This is a genomic window from Paracoccus methylovorus (assembly GCF_016919705.1).
In the GTDB taxonomy this organism is placed as follows: Bacteria; Pseudomonadota; Alphaproteobacteria; order Rhodobacterales; family Rhodobacteraceae; genus Paracoccus; species Paracoccus methylovorus.
The window spans coordinates 290519-314408 of the sequence record NZ_CP070369.1 but is presented as its reverse complement, the minus strand read 5'-3'; the positions used below and the strand labels follow the sequence as shown (position 1 = coordinate 314408).

The 23890-nt window shown below is 64.4% G+C and carries 24 protein-coding genes; 3 read left to right on the top strand and 21 right to left on the bottom strand.

The features are described from left to right. Positions 1–3: 3 nt before the first annotated feature. The 6 genes from JWJ88_RS12350 to JWJ88_RS12325 are packed head-to-tail and all read right to left on the bottom strand — an operon-like array spanning position 4 to position 5563. Positions 4–753, bottom strand: coding sequence for an HpcH/HpaI aldolase family protein (locus JWJ88_RS12350; RefSeq protein ID WP_205295260.1), 750 nt, complete (start codon positions 751–753; stop codon positions 4–6). Then, a complete protein-coding gene (locus JWJ88_RS12345) occupies positions 750–1649 on the bottom strand; it encodes a DUF6282 family protein (RefSeq protein ID WP_205295259.1) in 900 nt (299 codons plus the stop codon). Before JWJ88_RS12345 ends, JWJ88_RS12350 begins: the two co-directional genes overlap by 4 nt. 16 nt (positions 1650–1665) lie before the next feature. Beyond that, entirely contained in the window at positions 1666–2727 is a 1062-nt protein-coding gene (locus JWJ88_RS12340; protein WP_205295258.1) for a beta/alpha barrel domain-containing protein, read from the bottom strand. Then, entirely contained in the window at positions 2727–4007 is a 1281-nt protein-coding gene (locus tag JWJ88_RS12335; RefSeq protein ID WP_205295257.1) for a TRAP transporter large permease, read from the bottom strand. The genes JWJ88_RS12340 and JWJ88_RS12335 overlap by 1 nt, the downstream gene beginning before the upstream one ends. Next, a complete protein-coding gene (locus JWJ88_RS12330) occupies positions 4004–4510 on the bottom strand; it encodes a TRAP transporter small permease (protein WP_205295256.1) in 507 nt (168 codons plus the stop codon). Before JWJ88_RS12330 ends, JWJ88_RS12335 begins: the two co-directional genes overlap by 4 nt. A 60-nt stretch (positions 4511–4570) precedes the next feature. Further along, a complete protein-coding gene (locus JWJ88_RS12325; protein ID WP_205295255.1) occupies positions 4571–5563 on the bottom strand; it encodes a TRAP transporter substrate-binding protein in 993 nt (330 codons plus the stop codon). 106 nt (positions 5564–5669) lie between these two features. Between JWJ88_RS12325 and JWJ88_RS12320 the strand changes: the two genes are divergently transcribed. Continuing rightward, entirely contained in the window at positions 5670–6425 is a 756-nt protein-coding gene (locus tag JWJ88_RS12320; RefSeq protein WP_205295254.1) for an IclR family transcriptional regulator, read from the top strand. A 4-nt stretch (positions 6426–6429) separates the two neighbouring features. Here JWJ88_RS12320 and JWJ88_RS12315 read toward each other — a convergent pair whose 3' ends face one another. The 7 genes from JWJ88_RS12315 to JWJ88_RS12285 are packed head-to-tail and all read right to left on the bottom strand — an operon-like array spanning position 6430 to position 12113. Next, positions 6430–7614 carry a BatD family protein gene (locus JWJ88_RS12315; RefSeq protein WP_205295253.1) on the bottom strand — a complete coding sequence of 395 codons (1185 nt, stop codon included), beginning with the start codon at positions 7612–7614 and terminating at the stop codon, positions 6430–6432. Beyond that, positions 7608–8219 carry a tetratricopeptide repeat protein gene (locus tag JWJ88_RS12310; protein WP_205295252.1) on the bottom strand — a complete coding sequence of 204 codons (612 nt, stop codon included), beginning with the start codon at positions 8217–8219 and terminating at the stop codon, positions 7608–7610. The genes JWJ88_RS12315 and JWJ88_RS12310 overlap by 7 nt, the downstream gene beginning before the upstream one ends. Then, the gene (locus tag JWJ88_RS12305; RefSeq protein WP_205295251.1) at positions 8216–9085 is read right to left on the bottom strand and encodes a VWA domain-containing protein; all 870 of its coding nucleotides are present in this window, start codon (positions 9083–9085) and stop codon (positions 8216–8218) included. Before JWJ88_RS12305 ends, JWJ88_RS12310 begins: the two co-directional genes overlap by 4 nt. Further along, on the bottom strand, positions 9082–10008 hold the full coding sequence (locus tag JWJ88_RS12300) for a VWA domain-containing protein (protein ID WP_205295250.1): 927 nt from the start codon (positions 10006–10008) through the stop codon (positions 9082–9084). Before JWJ88_RS12300 ends, JWJ88_RS12305 begins: the two co-directional genes overlap by 4 nt. After that, entirely contained in the window at positions 10005–10334 is a 330-nt protein-coding gene (locus JWJ88_RS12295) for a hypothetical protein (RefSeq protein WP_205295249.1), read from the bottom strand. Before JWJ88_RS12295 ends, JWJ88_RS12300 begins: the two co-directional genes overlap by 4 nt. Next, on the bottom strand, positions 10321–11157 hold the full coding sequence (locus JWJ88_RS12290) for a DUF58 domain-containing protein (RefSeq protein WP_240200233.1): 837 nt from the start codon (positions 11155–11157) through the stop codon (positions 10321–10323). Before JWJ88_RS12290 ends, JWJ88_RS12295 begins: the two co-directional genes overlap by 14 nt. Beyond that, positions 11151–12113 carry an AAA family ATPase gene (locus JWJ88_RS12285; RefSeq protein WP_205295248.1) on the bottom strand — a complete coding sequence of 321 codons (963 nt, stop codon included), beginning with the start codon at positions 12111–12113 and terminating at the stop codon, positions 11151–11153. The genes JWJ88_RS12290 and JWJ88_RS12285 overlap by 7 nt, the downstream gene beginning before the upstream one ends. Positions 12114–12380: 267 nt before the next feature. Between JWJ88_RS12285 and JWJ88_RS12280 the strand changes: the two genes are divergently transcribed. Beyond that, positions 12381–13865, top strand: a complete 1485-nt coding sequence (locus JWJ88_RS12280) for an inorganic phosphate transporter (protein WP_205295247.1) — start codon at positions 12381–12383, stop codon at positions 13863–13865. Positions 13866–13925: 60 nt separating this feature from the next. Here the strand turns inward: JWJ88_RS12280 and JWJ88_RS12275 are convergent, their stop codons facing one another. After that, complete coding sequence (locus JWJ88_RS12275; protein WP_205295246.1) at positions 13926–15329, bottom strand: hypothetical protein; 1404 nt, start codon at positions 15327–15329, stop codon at positions 13926–13928. A gap of 270 nt (positions 15330–15599) precedes the next feature. On the opposite strand from JWJ88_RS12275, the gene JWJ88_RS12270 reads away from it, so the two are divergent. Beyond that, complete coding sequence (locus JWJ88_RS12270) at positions 15600–15965, top strand: hypothetical protein (RefSeq protein ID WP_205295245.1); 366 nt, start codon at positions 15600–15602, stop codon at positions 15963–15965. Between the two features lie 17 nt (positions 15966–15982). Here the strand turns inward: JWJ88_RS12270 and JWJ88_RS12265 are convergent, their stop codons facing one another. From JWJ88_RS12265 to JWJ88_RS12235, 7 genes are all read right to left on the bottom strand, one after another. Continuing rightward, entirely contained in the window at positions 15983–17467 is a 1485-nt protein-coding gene (locus tag JWJ88_RS12265) for a UbiA family prenyltransferase (RefSeq protein ID WP_205295244.1), read from the bottom strand. A gap of 23 nt (positions 17468–17490) precedes the next feature. Next, entirely contained in the window at positions 17491–18669 is a 1179-nt protein-coding gene (locus tag JWJ88_RS12260) for a glycosyltransferase family 87 protein (RefSeq protein ID WP_205295243.1), read from the bottom strand. A gap of 261 nt (positions 18670–18930) precedes the next feature. Next, entirely contained in the window at positions 18931–20127 is a 1197-nt protein-coding gene (locus JWJ88_RS12255) for a calcium-binding protein (protein ID WP_205295242.1), read from the bottom strand. A 204-nt stretch (positions 20128–20331) separates the two neighbouring features. Next, positions 20332–20532, bottom strand: a complete 201-nt coding sequence (locus JWJ88_RS12250; RefSeq protein WP_205295241.1) for a hypothetical protein — start codon at positions 20530–20532, stop codon at positions 20332–20334. A gap of 33 nt (positions 20533–20565) precedes the next feature. Continuing rightward, the gene (locus JWJ88_RS12245; RefSeq protein WP_205295240.1) at positions 20566–21690 is read right to left on the bottom strand and encodes a class I SAM-dependent methyltransferase; all 1125 of its coding nucleotides are present in this window, start codon (positions 21688–21690) and stop codon (positions 20566–20568) included. 31 nt (positions 21691–21721) lie between these two features. Continuing rightward, positions 21722–23089 carry an ATP-binding protein gene (locus tag JWJ88_RS12240; protein WP_205295239.1) on the bottom strand — a complete coding sequence of 456 codons (1368 nt, stop codon included), beginning with the start codon at positions 23087–23089 and terminating at the stop codon, positions 21722–21724. After that, on the bottom strand, positions 23086–23805 hold the full coding sequence (locus tag JWJ88_RS12235; RefSeq protein WP_205295238.1) for a response regulator: 720 nt from the start codon (positions 23803–23805) through the stop codon (positions 23086–23088). Before JWJ88_RS12235 ends, JWJ88_RS12240 begins: the two co-directional genes overlap by 4 nt. Positions 23806–23890: the final 85 nt, after the last annotated feature.

Below are 23890 nucleotides of genomic sequence, written 5' to 3'. Positions count from 1 at the left end.
GCGTCAGGCCCTGCCCGCCTCTGCGATCCGGCGCGCGCCCTTTATCACCAGCCCCTGATCCGAGCCGCAGACAAAGACGCTGACACCACGTTCGCGCCATGCGGCGATCTGGCTTTCGTCGCCGACGAACAGCCCGGCGGCGACATTCGCGTGCCGCGCGGCCTGGATCACGCGGACGATTGCCGCGTCAAGCTGGGCCGAGGGGAAGCCGCAGCCCAGCGATTGCGACAGATCCGCAGGGCCGACGAACAGCACGTCTACGCCCGGAACGCTGGCGATCATGTCCAGACGATCCAGCGCTTCGGCGTCCTCGATCTGGACCATCACCACCGATTCCGCGTCGCTTTTCGCGGTATAGGCCGCAGCGCCCATGGTTCCGTAATTCCCCGCCCGGGGCGAGGGCGACAATCCACGCTTGCCCGGCCCGAACTTGACGGCGGCCACGACGTTTTCGGCGGTTTCGCTGTCGGCGACATGGGGCACCATCACGCCCGTGCAGCCCAGATCCAGCAAGGGCGAGATACGCGCCGGCGACTGTCCCCAGCAGCGTGCGACTAGCGGCAGCCCCACTGCGCGCGCGGCCAGCGCAAGCTGGTCCATTGCGCCAAGGTCTAGCGGGGCGTGTTCCTGATCCGCCACCGCGAAATCCAGCCCGGCGATCCCCAGCAACTCGATGACATGGGGGGCAGGAGTTTTGACGAACGTGCCAAGGACCGTCTCGCCGGCGTTGATCCGCGCCTTCAGTCCGCTCATGCTTCAAGCCCGACCAGTTCGGCCCCGATGGTCGAGGTCATCTTGCGGATATCGTCGTCCGAATAACCCAGACCGATCAGCATGGCGATCATCTGGCGCATGCCATCGACCGGGTTGGGGTTGCCATTCTGGCCCAGATCGGTGCCGAAAAACGTGTTGTCGACGCCTGCCGCGTCAATGACCGCGCGCAGGTGGTCCTCATCGAACAGTTTGAAGGTCGAAGGGATGAACATGCAGACCGAATGCTCCATCTTCACGCCCATCCCGACCAGCGAGGCGACATCCTGCAAGCTGCAATCGTTCACATAGGTCGGGTGGTTCAGGAACAGGCGCTTTACCCCGCGCGATTTCGCCTCTTCATAAAACGGGAAAAGTTCGCGCGCATGGTGGTGGCCGCCGGATACGACGGCATCGGCCTCGGCGATCAGATCAAGGATATGCTTGACCTCGTCGCGCACGACGCCCGCCTCGTTGGTCAGGGTCAGCGGGATGGGGGCGACGGTCTTCTTGCTGTTTTGCGGGAACTTGAAGCCGGGTTTTTCGGCCTCGTGATCCATGTGGTTCTTGGCATGCGCCGTCGCCATCCAGACGACACGGGCCCCTTGCTTCAGGGCGTAGTCCACCGCGGACGGGTTCAGCCCCCCCAGCGGGTTGTTCAGCACGATCGAGCCGATGGCCTTGGTCCTGAAACCCAGGTTCTGGTTGATCAGCGTCGTGATCGGCATGGTGGGATAGTAATGATCCTTCAGCAGCACGGCTGCCATTCCGGCCTCGTCCGCCTCGCGAAGCGCGGCGATATGGTCCAGCTTGCGCGGATGCAGCGAGGGGCCGGAATGGATATGCAGGTCGACCGCGCCCTTCATCAGATCGTCAATGCGGCTTTGTTCGGCAGTCATCGGAATTCCTCCTGAATTATTCGCCCGGCACCGATGGCGCGGGAATATGGTTGCGCCAGACCTGATCCAGGACCGGCATTTCGGCAAAGCTGCGGCGCGCATCGGCCGCGCGCCCGATCAGCTCGCGGGCGGGCAGGCCCTGTTTCGCGCAATAGGCATCAAGATCGGCAACGGCGTCGCGGATGACGTCCCAGCCCCTCAGCATGACGGCCGAGGACAGCCCCACCGCCGATGCGCCCGCCAGTATCATGCGCGCGACGTCGTGGCCGGATGTCGCGCCGTTGATCCCGATCAGCGGCTGGTGGCCCCCCATTCGGGCGCGGGTCGTGGCCAGCCAATGACAGGTCAGCGGCAGGTTCCAGTATCCGCCGATGCCGCAGCTTGTGCCCAGCATCGGCGCCATGGTCTCCAGATCGGGCACAAGGCCCAGGGCCCGGCCGGCGATCACGGCGCTTTCCGCACCCGCGCCGACGGCGGCGGCGACCAGATCGCTGACGCGCTCGCTCTGGCCCGACAGTTTCACCCAGACGGGGATCGACACGGCGGTCGTGACCCGACCGACCAGTTCCGCCACCCGTTCCGGCGAAAGCTCGGTGCTGACCGCACCTTTGGCGGACTGGGTGGCATAGGGGGTGCCGATGTTGAATTCGAACACCCGCAGCCCGGCATCCTCAACCGCCTTGGCGCGCAGGACCGCATCTTCGATCCCGGCCATGACGACCGAGGCGATAAGGACGCAATCCGCCTGCCGCGCCGCCCCGTCCATGCGCCGGGCCTGAGCCAGCCATTCGTCGAACGACAGCGGGGTAAGGCCCGACCGGGTCAGCAAGGTTACATCGCGCGGCGCATCGGGTCCCCAGCCGACCCGGTTCCAGCCAGCATCCAGTGCCGCATATTCGGCCTGCAAAAGCTGGCGTTGGGCCGCAGCAGAGTCGTTTGCGGATTTCATCACCACCGCCCCTGCCCCGGCCGCGATGGCCGAGGCGATCCCGCCATCGTCGATCAGATGCTCGCCCGAAGCGGCGATAACGGGGTTCTTCAGCCCGATGCTGCCGATACTGACAGACAGATCCGCCATCACGACGCCCCAAGCACGCGCGGCAGGAACAGCGATATTTCGGGAAACACCGTAATCAGCGCCAGCACGATCAACGCGATCCCGATCATCGGCAGGGCGCGATAGGCGATCTTTTCCATCGGACGGCCGGTGACGCCAGCGATCACGAACAGGCACAGCCCGACCGGCGGCGTCACAAAGCCCACCAGCACGTTGAAGACCACCATGACGCCCAGATGCACAGGCTCCAGCCCCAGCACGTTGCCGATTGCCATCAGCGCCGGAACCGTCAGGATCAGCACGCCGATGGTGTCCAGGAACATGCCCAAAAACAGCAGGATCAGGTTCACCATCAGCAGGATGACGTATTTGTTGTCCGAAACCCCGGTCAGCAGCGCGACGGCTTTTTGCGGCAATTGCTCGATGGCAAAGATGAAGCCGGCGACATTGGCGACCGCGACAAGAAAGTAGATGGCCGAGGTGATGATCGCGGTGGCGACAAAGGCGTCCTTCAGAAACCGCCAACTCATCGCGCGGTAAACCACGGTTGCGATAACCAGCGCGTAGATCGCGGCGACGGCCGCCGCCTCGGTCGCGGTGAAGATGCCACCGCGGATACCGACAACGATGATGATGGGCAGCATCATCACCGGGATGGACTGCCAGAAACCGTGCATGATTGCGGACAGCGACTGCTTGGCGGCCTTGGGATAGCCCCGGCGATGGGCAACCCAGACCGCATAGGCGGACAGGAACACCGCCAGCATGAAGCCCGGCGCCAGCCCCGCGATCAGAAGCTGAGAGATCGAGGTGCCCGACAGCGCGCCATAGATGATCATGGCGATGGAGGGCGGAACCAGCGGCGCCATCAGCGAAGACACGGCGATCAGGGCCGCCGAATAATCGACATCATAGCCCTGCCGCTTCATGTCGGGCACCATCACGGTGCCGATGGCTGCCGCATCCGCTGCGGCCGATCCGCTGACGCCGCCGAACAGAAAGCATCCCCAGACGGCGGTCAGCGACAGGCCGCCGCGAAAGCGGCCGACGACCGAATTCGCGAAACCGATCAGGCGCCGCGTCAGCCCGCCCACATCCATGATCGCACCCGCCAGCACGAACAGCGGGATAGCCAGCAGCACGAACATATCCATCCCCGCCAGCATCCGCTGCGGCAAGACGATCAGGAACTGGGTCTGGCCGGTAAAGACGAAGTAGCCAAGCGCGCTGATGCCCAGCACGAAGGCGATCGGCATGCCGATGACCAGCGTGAATAGGAAGATCGAACCAAGCCAGATCACAGCGCTTCCTCCGCGCCCATGGGGTGCTCTTCGGATCGCACTTCACGCCCGATTCCAAAGAATTCGCCTAGCCCGACATGGATCGCCAGCAGGCCGGCCCCGACGATGATCGCGCCATGGACCCAGAACATCGAAAATCCCAGGGCGGTCGCCGACTGAAACCGGGTCATCCATGCGAATTTCGTGCCGAACCACAGGATCGTCACCAGAAAGACCAGCACCAGCACCGCAGAGATCAGGTTGAGGATGCGGCGCGGGCGCTCGGGCAGCCGGTCCACCGCCAGACGCATGCCCAGGAACTGGCCGCGCGAATAGCTAAGCCCCGCGCCGATCATCACGACCCAGATCATCAGATAGCGCATGGCCTCTTCCGACCAGAACAGCGAGCTGTTGAACGCATAGCGCCAGACGACCTGCATGGTGCCGATCACGAGGATCGCACCGATCCCCGCAAAACAGAATGCTTCCACGGCAGCGACATAGGCGCGCCAAAGCTTGGACATGGTTTTCTCCGTTGAAGACGCGGGCATAAGGCGCGGGGCACGCGGCCCGCGCGCCATGCGTTACTGCGCGGCCGGGGTCAGTTGCTTGGCCGCTGCTGCGAAATCGGCGATCAGCGGATCAATGGCCTCGTATTTCTGGACCACCGGCGCAAAGGCGGCCTGCAATTCGGCCCGGAACTCGGCCGAGGGGGCCACGACCGGAATGTTCAGCTCGTCCAGATGCACCTTGATCTGTTCGTCCAGGTCCTTGACCGCCATGACCTGCGGCTCGACGACTTCGTCGGCGGCCCGGCGCATGATGTCCTGCTGCTCGGGGGTCAGCGAGTTGAACTTTATCTGGTTGATCAACAGGAAGCTGGGCCAGAAGTAGTGGCCGGTCAGGGAAACGCCCTTGGCGATTTCATAGTATTTTTCGCTTTCGATCGAGGTCAGGTTGATCTCGACCGCGTCCAGCGTGCCGGTTTCCAGCGCCGAATAGACCTCGCCATAAGCCATCGGGGTGGGGTTCACGCCGGCAGCCTGCCAGGCATCCAGAAACATCTTGTTGGGCGCCACGCGGGTTTTCTTGTGATGCATGTCGGCAAGGCTTTCGACCGGCGCCCCGACGGTCAGGAAATGACGCTGCCCGCCGTCATAAACCCCAAGAGCGACCATCATGTGGTTTTCCAGCTTGTCCATGATCGCCCGCGCCTCGGGCGATTTCGCCATGGTCACAAAGCCCTCATAGTCGGGGATCAGCCCCGGCAGTTGGAAGGCATCGATAGAGGGCTCCAGCGTGGAATAGGCCGAGGTCGAGTTGACGGTCATGTCCACGGTGCCGAACTGCACGCCCTCCATCAGTTCCTTCACATCGCCAAGTTGACGCGAGGGAAAGATGTCGATCTTGATATCGCCGTCCGACAGCCGCTCGACCGCTTCCTTGAAGCGGATCGCGGTGTCGTGGATCGGGTGCTGTTCGAACACGGCATGGCCGAGGCGAAGCGTAACGGGCTCTGCCCAAGCGGCGGTGGACAGCAAGGCCCCCATCAGGACACCCGCGGTAATTCTCATCATGTTTCTCTCCTCCTGTGTTCCCTAGTCGGGAACGCTGTTCTTATATTGACACGACATGACAAAGTCGTCAACACAGAGAGAAGGCGTAAAACCATGAGGAAAAACATTGGAAAAGGCCGAGACAGTCCGGGCTGCGGACACCTGCCTGCGCATCCTCGAATGCATCGCGTTTGCTGATTCGTCCCTTGGTGTAACGCAGATTTCGGCAGAGGTCGGCATTGCCAAGGGGGCGGCGTTCAAGCACCTGCGCACGCTGATCGAGCACGGGATGATCGTGCAGGACCCGGTCACATCGCATTATGCGCTTGGGCCCAAGCTGTGGCTGATGGCGCAGCGGGCCCCGGCGGATACGAATCTGGCCGAACTGGCCCTGCCCCTGATGCGCGCCACGCGCGACGATCTGGGCTTGGCCGTGGTTCTCAGCATTCCGGCGCCGCGTTCTGCGTTCATTCTGGCGACGCTCAGCAGCAATCAGCCAATCGAGATCGGCGTCCGGCCCGGCAGCGAACTCAGCCTGCATTCATCGGCGCAGGGCAAGGTGTTTCTGGCCTTCGGTTCGCCGGACCTGCTGGCCGCCCTGCCCGAGAAATTGCCGCAGATCACCCCGAAAAGCGTCACGTCAAAAGCGGCTCTGGTTCTGGAGCTGGAAAAGATCCGGGCATTGGGATACGCAACCGCGCCAGAAGAATCATTGTTGGGAATCAATGCGATAGCCGCACCTATCTATTGCCCGCGCAACCAGCTTCTGGGCAGCATCGGCCTGATTGCGACGATCCAGCATCTGGGGGTTGAACCGACGCCCCGGCAGCTTGAGGCACTTTTGTCCTTGACTCATGAAATCGGGCTGCGGGCGGGGAAATAGCCGGTCAGGCCGGATCGCGGTGGCTGAAAGTCTTGGCCGCTTGTCGCCTTGCGGTAAGGCGGCGCAGGAAGTCGTTGCGGTCGAACTCTCCGGGTGGCGTGCCGGAAAACAGCGCCTCGTCCAATGCGCGCAGCGGCGCGGGGTCGGGATTGCGGCCAAGGCGGTTTTCGGCTCTGATGAAAGCTTCGGCGGCGCCGCGCAGCGCCATCAGGTCGCCGGTTTTCGCCGCATCGCGCAGGGCGCGCCGCTTGGGGTTCGGCAACATGCCGCGCAGCCGCGCGGTCAACCGTCGCGGCGCAAGTGCACGCCCCGGCAACGCGACGATCAGCCCAAGAACCAGCCCGGCCAAGGCAAAAGCTGCCCCCTGCATCACCACCCGCCGAAGTGCGCCGGGGGTGCCGCCGATATTGTCGCCAAAGCCGGCGATGCCGATTTCGACCGGCAGCGTGACGGCCCCGCGCATCTCGCGGATCTGGGTGTTGAACCACGGGAACTGGATCGGCGTCAGCGAACCGACTTCGCCGGTGTGGGGGCGCATGCTCCATTCCCAGATGGCCACGGCGACCGGACCTTGGGCGGTCAGCCGCGTCTCGCGCACTTCGGGTGCGGCAAAGCTGATCAACCACGGCTCGCGGATCAACGGCCGGGGCGGCAGCAGATGCGCCATGGTGCCGTCGGCAGTCAGGGTGATGCGGCGGGTAAAGGTCTCGGACGGCCCCAACCGCGAGGGATCGGTCGAAAACTCGTCCTTGACCGTGACGTGGCTGGATGCCAGCGGCCGGCCCGAGCCCGGATAGGGCGCCACCGTCCATGTCGCTGGCTGCGCCGTTACCTCGACGGTGTTCCGCGTCATGCCCTGGGCCTTGGTCAGGTGGTGGGTGACAGGACCAATGGTCAGCGTGCCGGGCTGGCGTGGAAAAACCGCGACACGCCGTTCGAAAATGCGAAACAGCTTGCCATCCACCCGTTCATCGGCCCAACGGTCGCGGGCCACCTGTGTCCAGTCATAGGCGGGCGAATCCGGGAAGGTCATCTTTTCCAGCGTGATCGGCCCGGTATATTCCCCCCGGATCGTGACCGGGATCATCTCGCCCACCACCGGGCGCATATCGGGGACGATCAGGCGCAGCGTGTCGGCGCGTGCGGGCAGAGCCGCCCAAAGCAGCAGACATAATAGGCGGATCACCATGGTTCAGCCTCGCGTGGACGGATAAGGCCCTGCCCCGCGCGCCGTTCGTATTCCGCCTGCAGGCGCAGTTGCAGGAATTCGCCCGGATCGTCCGAGATGGTCGCCAGCCAGTCGTCGCTTGCCACGATGCCGCGCGCCTCGATCCTGCGCTGGGTTTCGGGATCCTGAACGCCGGCCGAGGTTTGCTGTGTTTCCTGGGCCGGGCCAAGGCCGCCGTGCCCCTCGATCCGGCCCGGCACCACGCTTTCGCCCTGCGTGGCGGGATACATGGCGCTGACCAGTTCCCGGTTGCGCCGTGCTTCGGGATCGGCAGGATTGGCGAAAAGAACCGCGTCGAAATAGGCGACCGACAGCGGATATTCCCCCTTCGCGGCAAGGCTGAGACCCCGATTATAGGTCTGGCTGCGCCCCGAGGCGGCAAAAGCGGCGTCGGCGCGGTCATATTGACCGGCGCGATACAGCGCGACGCCCTTTTCGAGCGGATCCGGCAACAGCGGCGCGGCAAGGCCGGGCAACCCGGCCAGCAAAGCCAGCCGCCCCAGCGACTCGGGGCCGGCCACGGCAAGACAGGCAAGGCTCAGGACCAGAAGGGCTGCAGTTCTCATGCCTGTCTCCGGAATTGCGGCAGCAGGGACAGCAGCGCCAGCAGCGCCAACCATGGGCCCAGATCGCGATATTGCAGCGACCGCATGGCGGGATCGCGCTCTAGCCCGGTCGAGGAGAGGGCCCGCACCACGGGGTCGAGGTCGTCGAAACGCGCGATGGGGCCGCCGGCGACGGTCCGCAGCGCCTGGGGGTCTGAGGGCGGATCGCCCGATACCGTCAGGGCCGAGATGCGGATTTCCGCGTCCCGCAACCGGGCGGCCTCGGCCTGCGCCGCCTGATCGACGCCGCCCCCGTCCGAGATCAGCACCAGATCGGCGCGTTTCAGCCCCTGAAGCAACTGCCCGGCCATCGCCATCGCGGCGGCGGGGCGCGAGCCCTCATCGGGCATGGTTTCGGCGCCCAGCACCGAGATCTGCGTCTCAAGCGTGGCGGAGTCGTCGGTGGGGGCTGCGACGGCATAGGCCTCGCCCGCATAAAGGATCAGCCCGACGGGGCGACCCGCAAGCTGCGTCAACAGCCCCGCGGCCGCGGCCTGCGCATCCTGCAGCGCCGGCCCCCGCGCGACCGAGGGCGACATGTCGATGGCGATCACCACCGCGTCGCTTTGCGCAAACACCGGCGCATCCGACCGCTGGATCGCCGGCCCCGCCAGACCGACTGCCAGCGCCGCCCCGCCCGCCAGCGGCAGGAAACGCATCCAGCCCGCGCCCACGCCAAGCTGGCCAAGCGCCGCCAGACCCGCGCGCATATGGGGCGGCAACACGGCCTGCCACCCGCCCGCATCCGGTCCCCGCCGCCAGATCGCCAGCGCCAGCAGGGCCAATGCGGGCAGCGCCAATAGCCACAGGGGGCGCAGCAGGATCATCCGCGCCTCCATCCGATCAGCGCCATGATCATCAGCGCCAGCGCGCCCGGCCATACCCATAGCGAGTGCCAGTAGCGCATCGGCGGCCGCTCGGTCGGGTTAGGTTCCAGCTTGTCCAGACTTGCGGCCATTGCCTCCAGATCCTCAAGCCCGCGCACACGAAAGGCGGTGCCACCGCTGAGTTCGGCGACCTCGCGCAGGGTTTTGGTATCGACCGCGTCGCGGGACTGGGGCTGGTTTTCCAGATCCTCGGGGCCAAGCGCGATGGTGTGGATGCGGATGCCGTGTTCGTCTGCCAGACGTGCCGCATCGTTTGCCAGCACATTGCCCGAGGTATCGACCCCATCCGACAGCAGCACGACCACGCGCGTCGGCGCCTCGCTGGCGGCAAGCCGCTTCATCGCCAGCCCAAGCCCGTCGGAAATCGCCGTCGCCCGCCCCGAAATCCCGATCTGAGCCTCGTCGATGGCACGGGCGACGGCATCGACGTCAAAGGTCAGCGGCTGGGCGAAATAGGCGCGATCCCCAAAGATGACCAGCCCGATCCGATCCCCTCGCCGCGCCGCGACAAAGCGCGATGCAGTTCGCTTGACCGCCTCCAGACGCGAAATGGGTTGGCCGTCCAACTGGAAATCCTCTTTCTGCATGCTGCCGGACAGGTCGATCACCAGCACGATGTCGCGCCCCGAGGCCGGCAGCACGTCGCTGGTCCGACTGACCTGCGGTCCGGCGAGGGCGATGACCATGGCCGTCCAGACCAGCCCTGCCAGCAGCGTGCCGCGACCCGCCCCCTTTTGCGCGGTGATGCCGGTGAAAATATGCGCGGGCACCCGCAGGCCGCCCCGCGCCGCCGCCGGGGGCAGCAGGCGGATCAGCAGCGGCAAGGGCAACAGCAGGAATGCGATCGGCCAGGCGAAGCTCATTCGCGGCTCCTTGCCAGTCGCTCGACCTCATCCTCGCAAGGCACGGGGGCGGCGCCATATGCGGCGGGGCGCAGCGGTTTCGGCAGCCTGCCCAGGATGCGCGCGATGGCCAGCAGCCGCTCTTGCCCGTCCAGACCGCGGGTGGCGCGGATGCGGGCACGAACCGAGCGACGCCGCGTCAGCAGGGGCGAGATCAGCCAGACCAGCAGCACCCCCGCCAGCAGGCCAAGCCCGAACAACGCCAGCCCGTCGCGCCAGCCCAGCACCTGAAGCGAAGGTGGCAGGCGGCTTGGGGACAGTGCGGCGATAAGCTCAGCCTGTGTCATCGGGCAGGACCGTTTCGGTTTCGACGCCAAGGCCGCGCAGATGGGCCATCAGCGGCACGGGATCAAAGACGGAAAGCCGGCCGTGGCGCGTCGCATGGCCGTCGCTGACCGACAGCGCGGCGGTGGGCGGCGCGGTCTCGGCGGGATCGAGGATCAGATGGATACGCATCTGCCGCCCCCGGGCCAGTTGCGACAGCGCGGCATCGGTGCCCGCAAGCCCATCGGGTCCGGTCGCCAGATGCACCTGCCCCCCCGGCGGCACCATCCGCCGCGCCTGCGCAAGTGCCGGGGCGAGGTCGGTCCAATGCGCGCGGCGGTTCAGCGCGGCGTCATGGGCCTGCGCCATCAGCGTGGCCAGCGCCTGCATCTGCGCAGCACCCGTGCCGGCATTCAGCAGCATCGGTCCATCGTCCCCGACCGCCATCAGCGCGACCGAGGCCCCCCGCGCAACCGCCTGCCAGCCGATCCGCGCAAGCCAGCGCGCGCCCCGGACCGAACGCAGCGCCGCTCCGGTTCCCCATAGCATCGCATGGCGGAAATCGGCGATCAGCAGGGTGACGTCGTCGCGATCTTCATGAAAGCTGCGGACGTGAAGCTGCCCGGTCCGGGCGGTGGCGCCGGGGTCGATGCGGCGCATGTCGTCGCCGTCGGCAAAGGCGCGGATCTCTCGCAGATCCATGCCCTGTCCCGCCACCCGCGCCGGGATTGCCCCGGGGCGGCGGCTGGCGGGGCGGTGGCGATCCGCCCCGCCCGGTGGACGCAGCGCGATCAGTTCGGCGGCAGTCAGGCGCAGGCCGGGATGCGCCAAGGCGGCACCTACCACGGGCGGATCTCGCGCAGGATGGTGGCGATCAGGCTGCGGCCGTTCCCTCCCTCGCTGGTTGCCTGCCAGTTGGGAACAAGACGATGGGCCAGCGCGTCCTCGGCCAGATCCTCGACATCCTCGGGCAGGGCATGGTCGCGGCCGTGCAGCCATGCGCGCGCGCGGGCCGCGCTGGCAAGGGCCAGGGTCCCGCGGGGCGAGACGGGATGTTCGATCCGGTCCGCGACGATCCCGCCCGCCCGTGTCGCCATCACCAGCCTGACGATAAAGTCCTTGAGTGCGGGGGCCAGATGCACCTCGGCCACGGCCCGGCGCGCGGCATGGATATCGGCATCGGCGATCACCGCGCCGTTGGCGGGCGCAGGCGCCAAGGCCTCGGCCTCGACCAGATCAAGGATTGCGCGCTCGGCCTCGGCCCCCGGCATGTCCAGAAACAGGTGCAGCAGAAACCGGTCCATCTGGGCCTCGGGCAAGGGAAAGGTGCCTTCGTGCTCGATGGGGTTCTGGGTCGCGACCACCATGAAGGGATCGGGCAAGGGCCGCGTCGTGCCCCCGGTCGTCACCTGATGCTCGGCCATGGCTTCCAGCAGCGCCGACTGGACCTTGGGCGGTGCGCGGTTGATCTCATCGACCAGCACCAGCGAATGAAACAGCGGCCCCGGCACGAAATCAAAACCGCCGGTGTCCGCGCGAAAGACCTGCGTGCCGGTCAGATCCGAGGGCAGCAGGTCGGGCGTGCACTGGATGCGGGCATGTTTTCCGGGCAGATGCGCGGCCAGCCGCTTGACGGCGCGGGTCTTGGCGATGCCGGGCGGCCCCTCCAGCAGCACATGACCGCCTGCCAGAAGCGCGATCACCAGCCGCTCGACCATGCGCTCGTGGCCGATCAGCCCTGCGCCCACATCCCGCACCAGCGCGGCGACGGAATTGTCGGCAAACTTGCTTTGTTGATTCATCGTCTCTCTCCCACCCGCAAGGCTCACATGGGGTGTGGCCTGCGGGAAAGCGCCAAATCCGGGACTAGAACTAAGGGACTAATCGCGAAGCTGTCGCAGCCGCCAGCCACGGCGTGCCGGGACATGCCCGAGGGTGGCCGCGCCGGGCCGGCCCCCTGTCGCAGCGTTTTCGGCTGATTGTTATAAGATCATGACGCTTTTGTGTCGCACCCGTCTTGATGTGCCGCCGATTCCCTCCTAGCACCCGCCCGAACAGAAAGGCGGAACATGTCTGACAAGGATCTTGAGGCCCGACACCTGGAGACGCTGGATCGTGATCTGGGTCGCTTCGCAAATCTGGAATCGGCGGCTGCCTATGTTTCGCGGCCTCTGGTGGCGCCCGGCATCGCCTTTGTCTTTATCATCCTTGCCGGACTTGCGGCCGCCCTGCTGCTGGGACAAAGCGGCGAGGCGCTGATCGTTGTCACTGCCGCCGTGTTCGGGGCCTATATGGCGCTGAACATCGGCGCCAACGACGTGGCCAACAACATGGGCCCGGCGGTGGGGGCGAATGCGCTCAGCATGGGCGGGGCCATCGCCATCGCGGCCGTGTTCGAAAGCGCGGGGGCGCTGATCGCCGGTGGCGATGTCGTCTCGACCGTGGCAAAGGGCATCGTCGCGCCCGAGGCGCTGGACACGCCGATCGCCTTTATCTGGGCGATGATGGCGGCGCTGCTTGCCTCGGCCTTGTGGGTCAATCTGGCGACATGGATCGGCGCGCCGGTGTCCACCACCCATGCCGTGGTCGGCGGCGTGATGGGCGCGGGCATTGCCGCCGCCGGTTTCGGCGCGGTCAACTGGGGACAAATGGGCGCAATCGCGGCAAGCTGGGTTATCTCGCCCGTGTTGGGCGGGATCGTGGCGACCGGCTTTCTGTGGTTCATCAAAAGCCGCATCATCTATCGCGACGACAAGATCGCGGCGGCGCGCACCTGGGTTCCGGTGCTGGTCGGCATCATGGCGGGCACTTTTGCCGCCTATCTGGTGATGAAGGGCCTGAAACAGCTCATCGACGTGTCGATGGGAACGGCGCTGCTGCTGGGGGTGGTGATCGGTCTGGGGTGTTGGGTACTGATGATCCCGGTCACGCGCCGGCAATCAGAGGGGCTGGAGAATCGCAACAAGTCGGTAAAGGTTCTGTTCGGCATCCCGCTGGTCGTGTCCGCCGCCCTGCTCAGCTTTGCCCACGGGGCGAACGACGTGGCAAATGCCGTCGGTCCGCTGGCCGCCATCGTGCAGACCGTGCAGACCGGCAGTATCGACGGCGAGGTGGCAATCCCGCTGTGGGTCATGCTGATCGGAGCCTTCGGGATCTCCGTCGGCCTGTGCCTGTTCGGGCCGAAACTGATCCGCATGGTCGGCAGCCAGATCACCAAGCTGAACCCGATGCGCGCCTATTGCGTGGCCCTGTCGGCGGCGATCACGGTCATTGTGGCAAGCTGGCTGGGGCTGCCGGTCAGCTCGACCCATATCGCGGTGGGTGCGATCTTCGGCGTCGGGTTTTTCCGCGAATGGGATGCCGAACGGCGCCTGAAACAGTCCCGCATGACCATTCCCGAGACCGAGCAGCTTACCCCGGATGAGCGTCGCCGCCGCAAGCTGGTCCGCCGCATGCATGTGCTGACCATCGCCGCGGCCTGGGTCGTGACCGTCCCGGCGTCGGCCATCCTGTCGGCGATCCTGTTTCTGATCCTGCAGCAAATCCCGACCTGACGGAACCAGCCGCTGCCCGGACCTGTGGCACACGGGCCGGCCTGCCCTTGGGGTTGCGGCCTAAAGGATCGTCGCCAACCCGGGTTTTCTGGACGCCGGCTCGACCTCAAGAATGGTGGTGGGCGCGGCGTTCCCGCTATAGACCCGCGCCGCATTTCCCAAAAGGGACCCGGCGATCAGCCAGGTGATGGGCGTCAGCGTGGCGTTGGGGATCAGGTCGATGATGTTCATCGTCACGGCAACCGCCATGGCGACCAGCAACTGATATTCGGAAGTCGAGCCGGACCTGTGTTTCGAGACGGCGCGATACATCAGATAGACCGGCGCGGCCAGCAACAGAAACACCGACAGGTAGCCGATCATCCCCCGCGACCCCAGGTAGATCACCCACAAGCCGTCGGGAATGGCCATCAGGTTGCCGTCATAGGGATCGACGATCAGCGACCGCCCGGAACCGCCCCAGCCCAGCAAGGGCTTTTCCATCGCCCGTTCAAGCAGCCGTTCCTCGTTCATCAGGCGGAACTCAAGAGAACGCCCCCGCTCGGGCGAGGCGCTCATGGCCAGATCGACGATCTTCTCGACCGGCAAGAGCGGGGTCGAGCGCAGGACGGGATAGAGGATCGCCACGGATGTCGCGAATGCCGCGATCAGCAGGACCCGCTTGGGTGAGCACAGAAACATCAGGGGAATAAAGAATGCCGACAGGATCAGCGCCCCGGCGGATTTGCAGATGAAAAGGACAAAGGCAAGATAGCCCACCAACGGCCTGGAAAACCGGATCTTTTCCGACCTTATCAGCCCCACGGCAAACACGAATGCCACCGAGGCGATGGAGGCGACCCACAGCGGATGCTCCAGAAACACGATCGGGCGATATCCGCCATACCTGATGGTCTGGATGAAATCATGCTGGAAATAGCCGTAGACCCAGACGTTGAGCTGCGGACTCAACCTGATTTCCAGAAGCATCAGGACGGAATACCACAGTATCGCCAGCACCATGTACCAGCACAGCAGCTTTGCCCCACGGTAATCGTGCAGGTAGCGATAGCCAAGCAGCATCGGCAGCACCAGGAAGAAGGCGTGGATCACCTCTCTTGTGCCGCTGATCACCGTCAGCCCGGGTCTGTAGATGTTCCCGTCGATCAGCACGTCGCCGTTCAGCACGTCGGTCAGGAAAGGCGTGAAGATAAAGATCGCCAGCAGCATCTTGATGATCGGACCCATCGCCGGGGCGTCGGGAAAGGGATCGCTGCCCTGCTTGCTCGCCAGGATTATCGCCGCGACGACGCTAGGGATCGAGTGCTTGTCGAAACCGGGAAAGCCGGGAACAAAGAAGGTAAGAAGCGGAGGCAGCGCAAGATAGCCTGCCACCAGCGACAGGATCAGCGCCTTTTGCCGGTCGAATCTGGAAAACATCCAGATCATCACAATGGGCCACATCAGCAGCACAAGCACGGCCATGGCTACCGATCCTTTCTGACCCGTTGAGATGCGCGCACGGATGGGCCTCCGGTTCCCGTGTCGATATGTAGTCCCGACTTGTATTCCATTGAGGTGAAATTGCAACGCGCCGCCCTGTGCCGCGCCTGTCGCAAATGCGCCATCATATCGGCAGCCACGCGAGGGTCACTTGATCGGCAAAGAGAGCCGGCATAGTCTGGCCCTGCCCTGCCCAAGTTGCAGACCGAGTGGGGATATGCAGATGCACACCTTCCAACGATTGTTGCACGTATGAACCACTGGATCCTGATCGTTACTGCCGCCGGCGCGAATGTGGCCCTGAACCTGTTTTTGAAAAAGGGCGGCCAGGGTCTGGACACGGCGAATATCGGCGCCCTGATCCTGTCCATCCTCGGCTCGGCCTGGATGTGGATGGCGGTGATCAGCGCGGGGCTGCTGTTGACCGCCTTTGTCACGGCGATCCGCGTCTATTCGCTGAGCCTGACTTATACCGCCGTCACCGCCCTTGCCATGGTGTCGCTTACGGTGATCGATGCGCTTGTGCAGCAGGAAGCCATAGGGATCGGGCGCTCGCTGGGCCTTGGCCTGATCGTGACCGGCCTGCTGGTCACTGCAATCGCAAGCTCATCCGCCTGAGGGCATGGGCGGCGGTGTTACCGCCCGGCAATGACGAAAATGGCCAGCATCAGCGCCCCGCAGATCAATCCCACGCGGTCGCGGAAGGTGAAGACGATGGGGTCGTCGGTCATATGCCCGCGTCTGGTCAGCAGTTGCATCCGGCCCAGCCAGAAGAACAGCACCGGGCAAATCAGCAGCAGCATATCCGGCTTGCTGAAGTTTTCCTGAACCTGCGGGTCTTGCGAATAAAGCGCAAAGACAAGCACGGCCGCCTGCGCCGCGCCGATGGACATGGCCTGCAGGATCGGCAGGTCGCCCACCATCATGTTGCGCCCCGCCGTCTTGTCGGAACCCCGCACCAGCATGTCCTCAAGCTCGGCCTGGCGCTTGATCGTGGCAAGGGCAAAGAAAAGGAACATGGAAAAGACCAGCAGCCATGGCGACAGGACGATCCCCGTCGCGGCACTGCCCGCAACGATCCTGAGCGTATAAAGCGCAGCCAATGCGACCACATCCACCATCATCTTGCGCTTGAGCGAAAATGAATAGGCCGAGGTCACGACCAGATAGACCAGCAACGTCCAGAAAAATGCCACGGGCAGCAAAAGCAGCGCGGCAAGCCCGGAAACAGCAAGCAGCCCGCAGGCAAGGATAAGCCCGTTCTTCGCGCTGGCCATGCCGGCTGCGAAAGGCCGGAACCGCTTTCTGGGATGCGCGCGGTCTGATGGCAGATCTGCCAGATCGTTGACGATATAGATGGCCGACGCGGCCAGCGAAAAGCACAGCATGCCCAGCAGGGCTGCAGGCAGATGGCTTAGGTCATGCGCTGTCAGGACCGGCAGCAAAACCAGCAGGTTTTTGGCCCATTGGTGGGGCCGGCAGGCCCGCAGCAAGGCGGGCAACTCGGGCACCGCTTCCCCAAGTGCCAGCAACCGGGTTCCCTGCGCCTGCGCCTTTTTCGCGGTCCCGGCAGAGACCCGGATGCCATAGGCCTGCCGCGCCACCGCCCACACGGCGAGGTCCGCGGCGCTGTCGCCGACATAGTCAAAGCCCTTTTCGCCGAACCGGCCGACCAGATAATCGGCCTTGGCCTGACCGGAAAGATTGTCTGGCACTCCGGTTGCCCCGGTGCCCACGGCCTCGTCGAACAGCCCCAGATGATCCGCGACCGCCGAGACCTGTCGGTGATCCGATGCGGAAATCAGCGCCACCTGCCGACCTTCGGCACGGGCGGTTTCGATCAGATTCACTACGTCCTGATCGTAAGGCAGTTGCGCCGGGTCCACGGTTCTTTGGTCGGCCAGCGCGTGCTTGAACCCCTTTTTGCCTGACGACAGCCAGGAAGGCAGGCGGAAGATCCACACCGGACGCGACGCGACAAGCCCGATCAGCGCCTCGTGCATCGTATCGGATCTGCACAGCGTCCGGTCCAGATCGACAATCAGCGGGATGGTGGTTTGCGGCAAGGGCGGTTCGTGATGCCCGACCAGCGCGCCGATCTCGGATCCTGCGGCCGACATCGGTGACAATCCGTCCCGACCGCTCAAGATGCCACCTTCAGGTTCTGTTCCCGCTTCGTGACCCGACAAATGCCCAAGTAAAGCGACAGAAGCGCGAAAAGCGCCACCTCTCTGGAGCGCGCGAAATCCGCCATGTCCAGCCGTTCCCATATGCGTTGCGGGAAATAGATGACGACCGCCAGCGCGATGATGGCCGCGATGACCAGCGGCCTGCCTCGGGCGGCGATCAGCAGCGGAAACGTCATGATGGCCAGCGGCGCCAGATCGTAATCATGCGCATAAAGGAACAGGACCGAGATGCTCAGAACCGGTCCGATCAGCCAGACGGGCTGGTAATACGCCCTGAACCAATATAGCAGCCCGACCCCTGCCAGCGCCACCGGCAGCATCGACGGGATCAGGATGCCCTGTGCGGCAAGCAGGCTGCGCAGGCCGAATACATGCTTGAAGACCAGCGTGTTATAGCCGCCCTCTTGATAGTCCCTCAGCGAATGGACCCATGCCAGCCACGAGCCATCCAGCCCGTTGACCCACAGCGGCCAGCCCGACATCACGATTACCGTCAAGGCCGAGACGACGACAAGCAGCCAGCGCCGATCCAGAAGGAACCAGAACCCGACAAGAAAGGCGAGCTGCGGCTTGATCGCACTTACACCCAGAAAAATCCCCGCCAGCAGGTCAAGCCGTTTATGGGCCAGCAGCCAACTGCCCAGCAGGAACGCGGCCGAAAACAGCGTGGTCTGGCCCATCCACACCACATGGGCTGTGAAAGGATTGCCGATGATCACCGCCCAGGTGACGATCTCGGCCGCGCGGACCTCTGCAACCGGAACGGTGGCGGTCGATGTATCCATGCGGATTGCATAATGAACAAAGGCCAGAATGCCGAAAATAGCGGCAAGATTGATTGCGCCGATGATGATTTGCGCCAGACCCATCGATCCCACCGACAGCGCAAGCGAGAATGGCGCGGAATTGGGCGGATAAGCGTAGCTGACCGATTGGATATTGGCGATGGCGTCCATCTGGCCTTTGAATTGGACCGGATCATAGGGGGTGGATCCGATTTCCCACATCTCTCCCGAGACATAGAAATACAGCGCGTCAAAGGAAAAGCTGCTCGCCCCCCGCCCTACTCCGACATAGCCGAAAAGCACCAGTGCCGCGATTCCCAGAACAAGCAGCGTGAAGGGGATTATCAAGGATAACCGGGGTGAAGGTATGCCGTCGAACATATGCACTTTTCACCTCACAGTTGTAGAAAACACGCCGCTCTGATTCGGGTATATCTCCAAGACATCTATGACATTTTTGCTGGCCCCGGTCATCTTGTTTGCCAAGGCGGAATCGCAGATATGAACCGCGAGTTCAGAGTCGGCATGATATGCCGGCCCGATCATGCGCCATCAGGCGCACGGCAACCAATATGCCATGCGCCGGATTTTTTTGGGTTCGGCCGAGAATTAGATAAAATCGAACACGTCCGACAGCAGGACGGTATCGCCGCCGCCGAAATTCAGCAGTGTCCCGTCGGCGGTTTCCCTTGCCGTATAGGTTCGCCCGCCCAGATTGAGCACGTCAAGGCCGGTATCGAACCCGAACACCGTGTCATGTCCATCGCCCTTGCGGAAGATCAGCACGTCGCGGTCGCCGTCGCCCTGCTCGCCCTCGCCGATCCACAACTGGTCGTTTCCGGCCCCGCCGGTAACGGTATCCTTGCCTTCATCCGCGACCAGAGTGTCGTTGCCACGGCTGCCCACCAGCACGTCATGCCCCCAGCGGGTGTTGAAGTTGAACCCGGCCTTGTTTGCGCCGACGACGGTGTTCGCGGCGCTGACCGTGTCATTGCCGGCGTGGGTCCAGCCCAGTTCGAAACCGTAAAACTCCAGCGACGCCTTGCCACCGATGTTGGTTGCCGCATGGCCGTGGAAGTTGTTGGCGGCGCCGATCCGGTCGATCGTCACGGACACGCCGCGGATGCCGGCAGCCTCGTTCTGCCGCGAGATGTCGCCGTCCTTGATCCAGATGTTGATCAGGTCGTTGCCTGCCCCGCCATAGATCGTGTCATGACCGGGGTTGTGGGTGTTGTTGCCGGTGCCCCAGCGGATGTTTTCATCGCCCACCCCGCCATAGATCAGGTCGTTGCCGGTGCTGGAGTGAATGAAGTCGTTGCCGGCCCCGGCGTTGATGGTGTCATTGCCTGCGCCGCCATCGATGATGTCATCGAACCGCGATGCGATGATGTTGTCGTGACCGCCGCGCGAAAATATGGTCAGGCCGTGTTGCGGGGTGGTGCCATGCGCGGAATTCAGGGTTGCGCCACCTGCGCGAATCACGTCATTGCCCATCGTGCCGAAAAAACGCTCGATGCCCGTAAAGGTCAGGTTGTTGTTGCCAAGGTGGACAATTCCATTCTCGGTTGTAGAGAAGGTGATCTTTGCGCCCAGCGTCCCCTGCAATACCAGCCGGTCGCCACCGGGGTTGCCCGGCGTATAGGGGTTGGCGTCGTATTTGTCCGCAATATCCCCGCCGTGAATGGTGTCATTCCCCATGCCGTTCCTCCAATAGAAGGTGTCGGCACCATTCAGCCCCCAAAGCACGTCGTTTGCAGTCGTGCCCCGCATCGTGTTGTTGAGATTGTTTCCTCGGATCACTGCCATGTCAAACTCCGGGTAAGTTGATTTTATGGGTGATATAGCCATAATATTTGTCTAAATCGTTACTGAAACGGCAGCTTCCCTTACCTGCGGCGGAAACCCGCGGGCATCTGGCCGAATCGCAGCGGAAACTCGCCGTCGTTGGTGCCGCCGGCTGGGACAGGCAATTCCACCACTCCGCTGGCAATCTGTTGTCGGCTTTTTTGTCTAATGCCTGGTCACGGTCAGGTGGCGCAGATCCCGCCCGGCGCGGCCTGCCGCCAGCGCATCAAGGTCGTCGCGACCAAAGGCCAGACCCGACCCCAGCGCGGGACAGGCCAGCGCGGGCGTGGCGTGGCCCTGCGCATGCAGCGCCAGCAGATGCCGGTTCAGCCGCGCCGAGGGTGTCGGATCGGCGACCGGCAGCACGGGATGCGCTGCACCCGACCACAGCAGGCTTTGCTAGGCCTGATTCAGCAGGCCGGGACGGCCGGAGAAGGGCTCGATCCGTTCAATTTCGGCAAAGCTGGCCGGACTCTGGCCCAGCCGTGTCAGCAAGGGGCGAAAGATCCGCGCGTCGCCGTCGACCGGGCCGATGCGGGTCTGGAAGACCAATCCTCCGGGTGGTGGGGCCGCGGGCAGAAGCCGCCAGTTCCACAGCCGCAACCGTTGAAGATGCTCATGATTATTCAGCAAAGCCGCGGGCCGGGCGAACAGGTCATAGCGCAACGGCTGGTTGCGGGCCATGTCCTTCATCGTCTCGCGCAGCGCCGTTTCGCGGATCGGGACGATCACTTTGGCGGCGGCGGCCGGCAATGAGACCGCGTCGATATTCTCGATGGGGGTGGCGCTGCCGATCCACCCCAGATCGCGGTCGGAAAACGCCGCGGCCACCTCGCGAAAGGACAGTGGGCGAAACACCGGATTCAGATATTCATGCGCGACATAGGCGGGATCGTCGCGCAGCAGGTTGTCCAGCGTCTGGCCGGCATGCGGGTAAAGCTGAAAGAACCCCGCCCCGGCGTCGCGCATGGCGGTCAGGGCCTGCAAACCCTCGGCCACGGGATCGGGGCGATGGGCCACGGATTTGAACACCTCGTGAAAGGCGCGAAATGCCGCGCCGCCGGGTTCGCTCATGTAATGAATGGCTGCGATACCATTTTGCGACAGATGCGCGGCGACGAAATCCCCGATGGCGGTGCGCACCGTCTCGCCCACCCATGACAGGACGCCATGCGTGACGATATAGTCGTATTCGCCCCTATTCAGGGCAGGATCGCGGATATCGCCGCAGATGAAATCGACATTTTCCAGCCCGGCCGCCTTGGCGCGGGCGCGTGCAACCTTGATATGGTCGGGATCGATGTCGATGCCGGTCAGGCGCATGCCCGGATTTGCCGCCGCCAGAACGGCGGCGCCGTAGCCCTGCCCGCAGCCGATCTCGCACCAGCGTGCGGTTGCCGGATCGGGGGCAGCACGGCCCAGTGCGGCGGCCACTGCTGCGATCCAGACCGGAGATTGCTCACGGTGGAAGAACGCAGGATAGACGATCCCGCCAAGATAATCCTGCCTTGGGTCGCGGTTCATGGCGCACTCCTTTTGCGGTGAAAGGGCACGGTCAGGCCGCGATTTCGGTTGAGGTTTCGCTTTGGCTGGCCGCGAGGCGCAGCCCAAGGCGGACTTCGGCGCGTAGCCCGCCCGTGACGCGATTGGCCAGGGTCACGCTGCCGCCATGTTCGGCGATGATCCGGCGGGCGATGCAAAGCCCAAGCCCTGCACCGCCGGTATCCAGATTGCGGCTGTCCTCGCCACGGAAGAACGGCTCGAATACGCGTTCAAGAAGATGCGGGGGGATTCCGGGGCCGTCATCCTCGACCGTTATGGTGATCTGCGTGCCCGTTTGCCGGACGCGCACCAGAGCCGTGCCGCCATACCGGATGGCATTGGTGATCAGGTTGCCAAGGGCGCGCCCTATCGCAACTGGCCGCAACGGCAGGGCGATAGGCCCGTCGGCATCAAGCGTGGCGCCGCGATCATCGCAAAGCTGATGCAGCAGTGCCACCAGATCGGTCGCGACAGGCGTTTCTCCGTCATGCCGGTCGTGTCCGTATCGCAGCAGGTCGTCGGCAATGACCGCCATCTCGGCAAGCGTGCGGATCATTGGGCCGCGCATCTGGTCGTCCTCGACCATCTCGGCGCGGATGCGCAGGCTGGTGATGGGGGTGCGCAGGTCATGGCCGATGGCCGCAACCAGACGCATCCGCTCGGCGTCGAAATCGGCGATGCGCTGCTGCATGTCGTTGAAGGCGGCGGCCGCCTCGCGCAGTTCGCGCGCGCCGACCTCGGTCACGCGGACGCTGCGGTCGCCATGGCCGGCTGCCCAAGCGGCGGTGGCGAGTTCCCGCAACGGTGCCGTCATGCGCCGGGTAAAGATCAACCCCACGGCCAATGTGCCCAGAAGCGAGGCGGCCAGCGGGATAAAGAACGGGATCTTGCGCCACCATGCCCGTGTCGGCGGCAGCGGATAAAGCAACGAATTCAGCCATTGGCCTTGATGCGCGCCCTCGCCCAACTGGACGGACAGCAGCAACAGCAAGGGCTGATCGGAAACCGAGATCTCTCGTCCGCCATCGAATGCCCGCACCGCATGACCGGGCAGAGCGACGCGGACCTCTTGTTCGATCGCGGGCAGAGAACGCGCTCCGGCCGGCTGGACGGGTTCGGGGGCCACGAAAAACCGGGTATAGCCGGTGGCGCTTTGCGCAAGGATCGTGGCGCCGGTATCGGGATCGACCTCTTCCAGCGCGGTGACCAATGCCACCAAGCGTCCCATGTCGCGCTGGATGCGCACCGCCTGGTCAAACCCCGATCCCTCGCGTGCCAGCAGAAAACCGGCGATCGCGTTCACGCCGACCAGCGCCACGATCAGCAACAGCGAGAAGCGGGCGGCCAGACCGCTGGGCACAAGGCGTCGCAGCCGGATCATCGCAACTCCTCGACCGTGGCAGCCATGCGATAACCGCCGCCCCATTCCGTCACGATCAGCCGCGTTTCGCGGGCGTCGTCGCCGATCTTGCGCCGCAGGCGGCTGATCAGGTTGTCCACGGCGCGGTCATAGGCCCGGGCCTCGCGCCCGCGGATCAGGTCCATCAGATGCATCCGCGACAGGGTTTCGCCCGGATGATCCAGCAGCGCGCCCAAAAGCCGGTTTTCGCCGCTGGTCAGCTCGATTTCCTGTCCCTGATCGGTCAGCAGCAGTTCGCGCAGCGGGTCATGGACGAATGTGGCAAAGCGTCGGCGCAGGGTGCTGGGCTGGGGTTGGCTTGCGGGGACGCGGCGCAGTACCGCCTGTATCCGCGAAACCAGTTCGCGCGGGTCGAAAGGTTTGGTGACATAGTCGTCGGCGCCGATATCCAGCCCGTTGATGCGATCCGCCTGTTCGGTAAGGGCGGTCAGCAGGATCACCGGGGTCCCGCCTTCGCGCGTCAGGTCGTGGCACAGGTTCAGTCCGCTTTCACCCGGCATCATGATATCGACGACGGCCAGATGGATAACGGCCTCGGCCATGATCCTGCGGGCCTCGGCGGCGTTTGCGGCAAGGCGCGTCCTGAATCCCCGCTTGCGCAGGTAAAGCCCCAGCGGTTCGCGCACATCGCGTGCGTCGTCGACAATCAGGATCTGGGGGGCGGAAGGGGCGGTCATAGCGCGCTATATCATAGGAAATCAGTCAGAAATGAAAGTGGGAAATTCCTGGCCCCCTTCATCAGGCCCGATCTGTGGCAATGCG

Coding starts and splice junctions, on each gene's coding strand:
- JWJ88_RS12235 (WP_205295238.1), bottom strand. CDS start 23,805: ATGACCGCCCCTTCCGCCCCCCAGATCCTGATTGTCGACGACGCACGC.
- JWJ88_RS12265 (WP_205295244.1), bottom strand. CDS start 17,467: ATGTCGGCCGCAGGATCCGAGATCGGCGCGCTGGTCGGGCATCACGAA.
- JWJ88_RS12280 (WP_205295247.1), top strand. CDS start 12,381: ATGTCTGACAAGGATCTTGAGGCCCGACACCTGGAGACGCTGGATCGT.
- JWJ88_RS12295 (WP_205295249.1), bottom strand. CDS start 10,334: ATGACACAGGCTGAGCTTATCGCCGCACTGTCCCCAAGCCGCCTGCCA.
- JWJ88_RS12350 (WP_205295260.1), bottom strand. CDS start 753: ATGAGCGGACTGAAGGCGCGGATCAACGCCGGCGAGACGGTCCTTGGC.
- JWJ88_RS12305 (WP_205295251.1), bottom strand. CDS start 9,085: ATGATCCTGCTGCGCCCCCTGTGGCTATTGGCGCTGCCCGCATTGGCC.
- JWJ88_RS12315 (WP_205295253.1), bottom strand. CDS start 7,614: ATGGTGATCCGCCTATTATGTCTGCTGCTTTGGGCGGCTCTGCCCGCA.
- JWJ88_RS12330 (WP_205295256.1), bottom strand. CDS start 4,510: ATGTCCAAGCTTTGGCGCGCCTATGTCGCTGCCGTGGAAGCATTCTGT.
- JWJ88_RS12245 (WP_205295240.1), bottom strand. CDS start 21,690: ATGAACCGCGACCCAAGGCAGGATTATCTTGGCGGGATCGTCTATCCT.
- JWJ88_RS12255 (WP_205295242.1), bottom strand. CDS start 20,127: ATGGCAGTGATCCGAGGAAACAATCTCAACAACACGATGCGGGGCACG.
- JWJ88_RS12300 (WP_205295250.1), bottom strand. CDS start 10,008: ATGAGCTTCGCCTGGCCGATCGCATTCCTGCTGTTGCCCTTGCCGCTG.
- JWJ88_RS12270 (WP_205295245.1), top strand. CDS start 15,600: ATGAACCACTGGATCCTGATCGTTACTGCCGCCGGCGCGAATGTGGCC.
- JWJ88_RS12325 (WP_205295255.1), bottom strand. CDS start 5,563: ATGATGAGAATTACCGCGGGTGTCCTGATGGGGGCCTTGCTGTCCACC.
- JWJ88_RS12240 (WP_205295239.1), bottom strand. CDS start 23,089: ATGATCCGGCTGCGACGCCTTGTGCCCAGCGGTCTGGCCGCCCGCTTC.
- JWJ88_RS12285 (WP_205295248.1), bottom strand. CDS start 12,113: ATGAATCAACAAAGCAAGTTTGCCGACAATTCCGTCGCCGCGCTGGTG.
- JWJ88_RS12345 (WP_205295259.1), bottom strand. CDS start 1,649: ATGACTGCCGAACAAAGCCGCATTGACGATCTGATGAAGGGCGCGGTC.
- JWJ88_RS12310 (WP_205295252.1), bottom strand. CDS start 8,219: ATGAGAACTGCAGCCCTTCTGGTCCTGAGCCTTGCCTGTCTTGCCGTG.
- JWJ88_RS12275 (WP_205295246.1), bottom strand. CDS start 15,329: ATGGCCGTGCTTGTGCTGCTGATGTGGCCCATTGTGATGATCTGGATG.
- JWJ88_RS12340 (WP_205295258.1), bottom strand. CDS start 2,727: ATGGCGGATCTGTCTGTCAGTATCGGCAGCATCGGGCTGAAGAACCCC.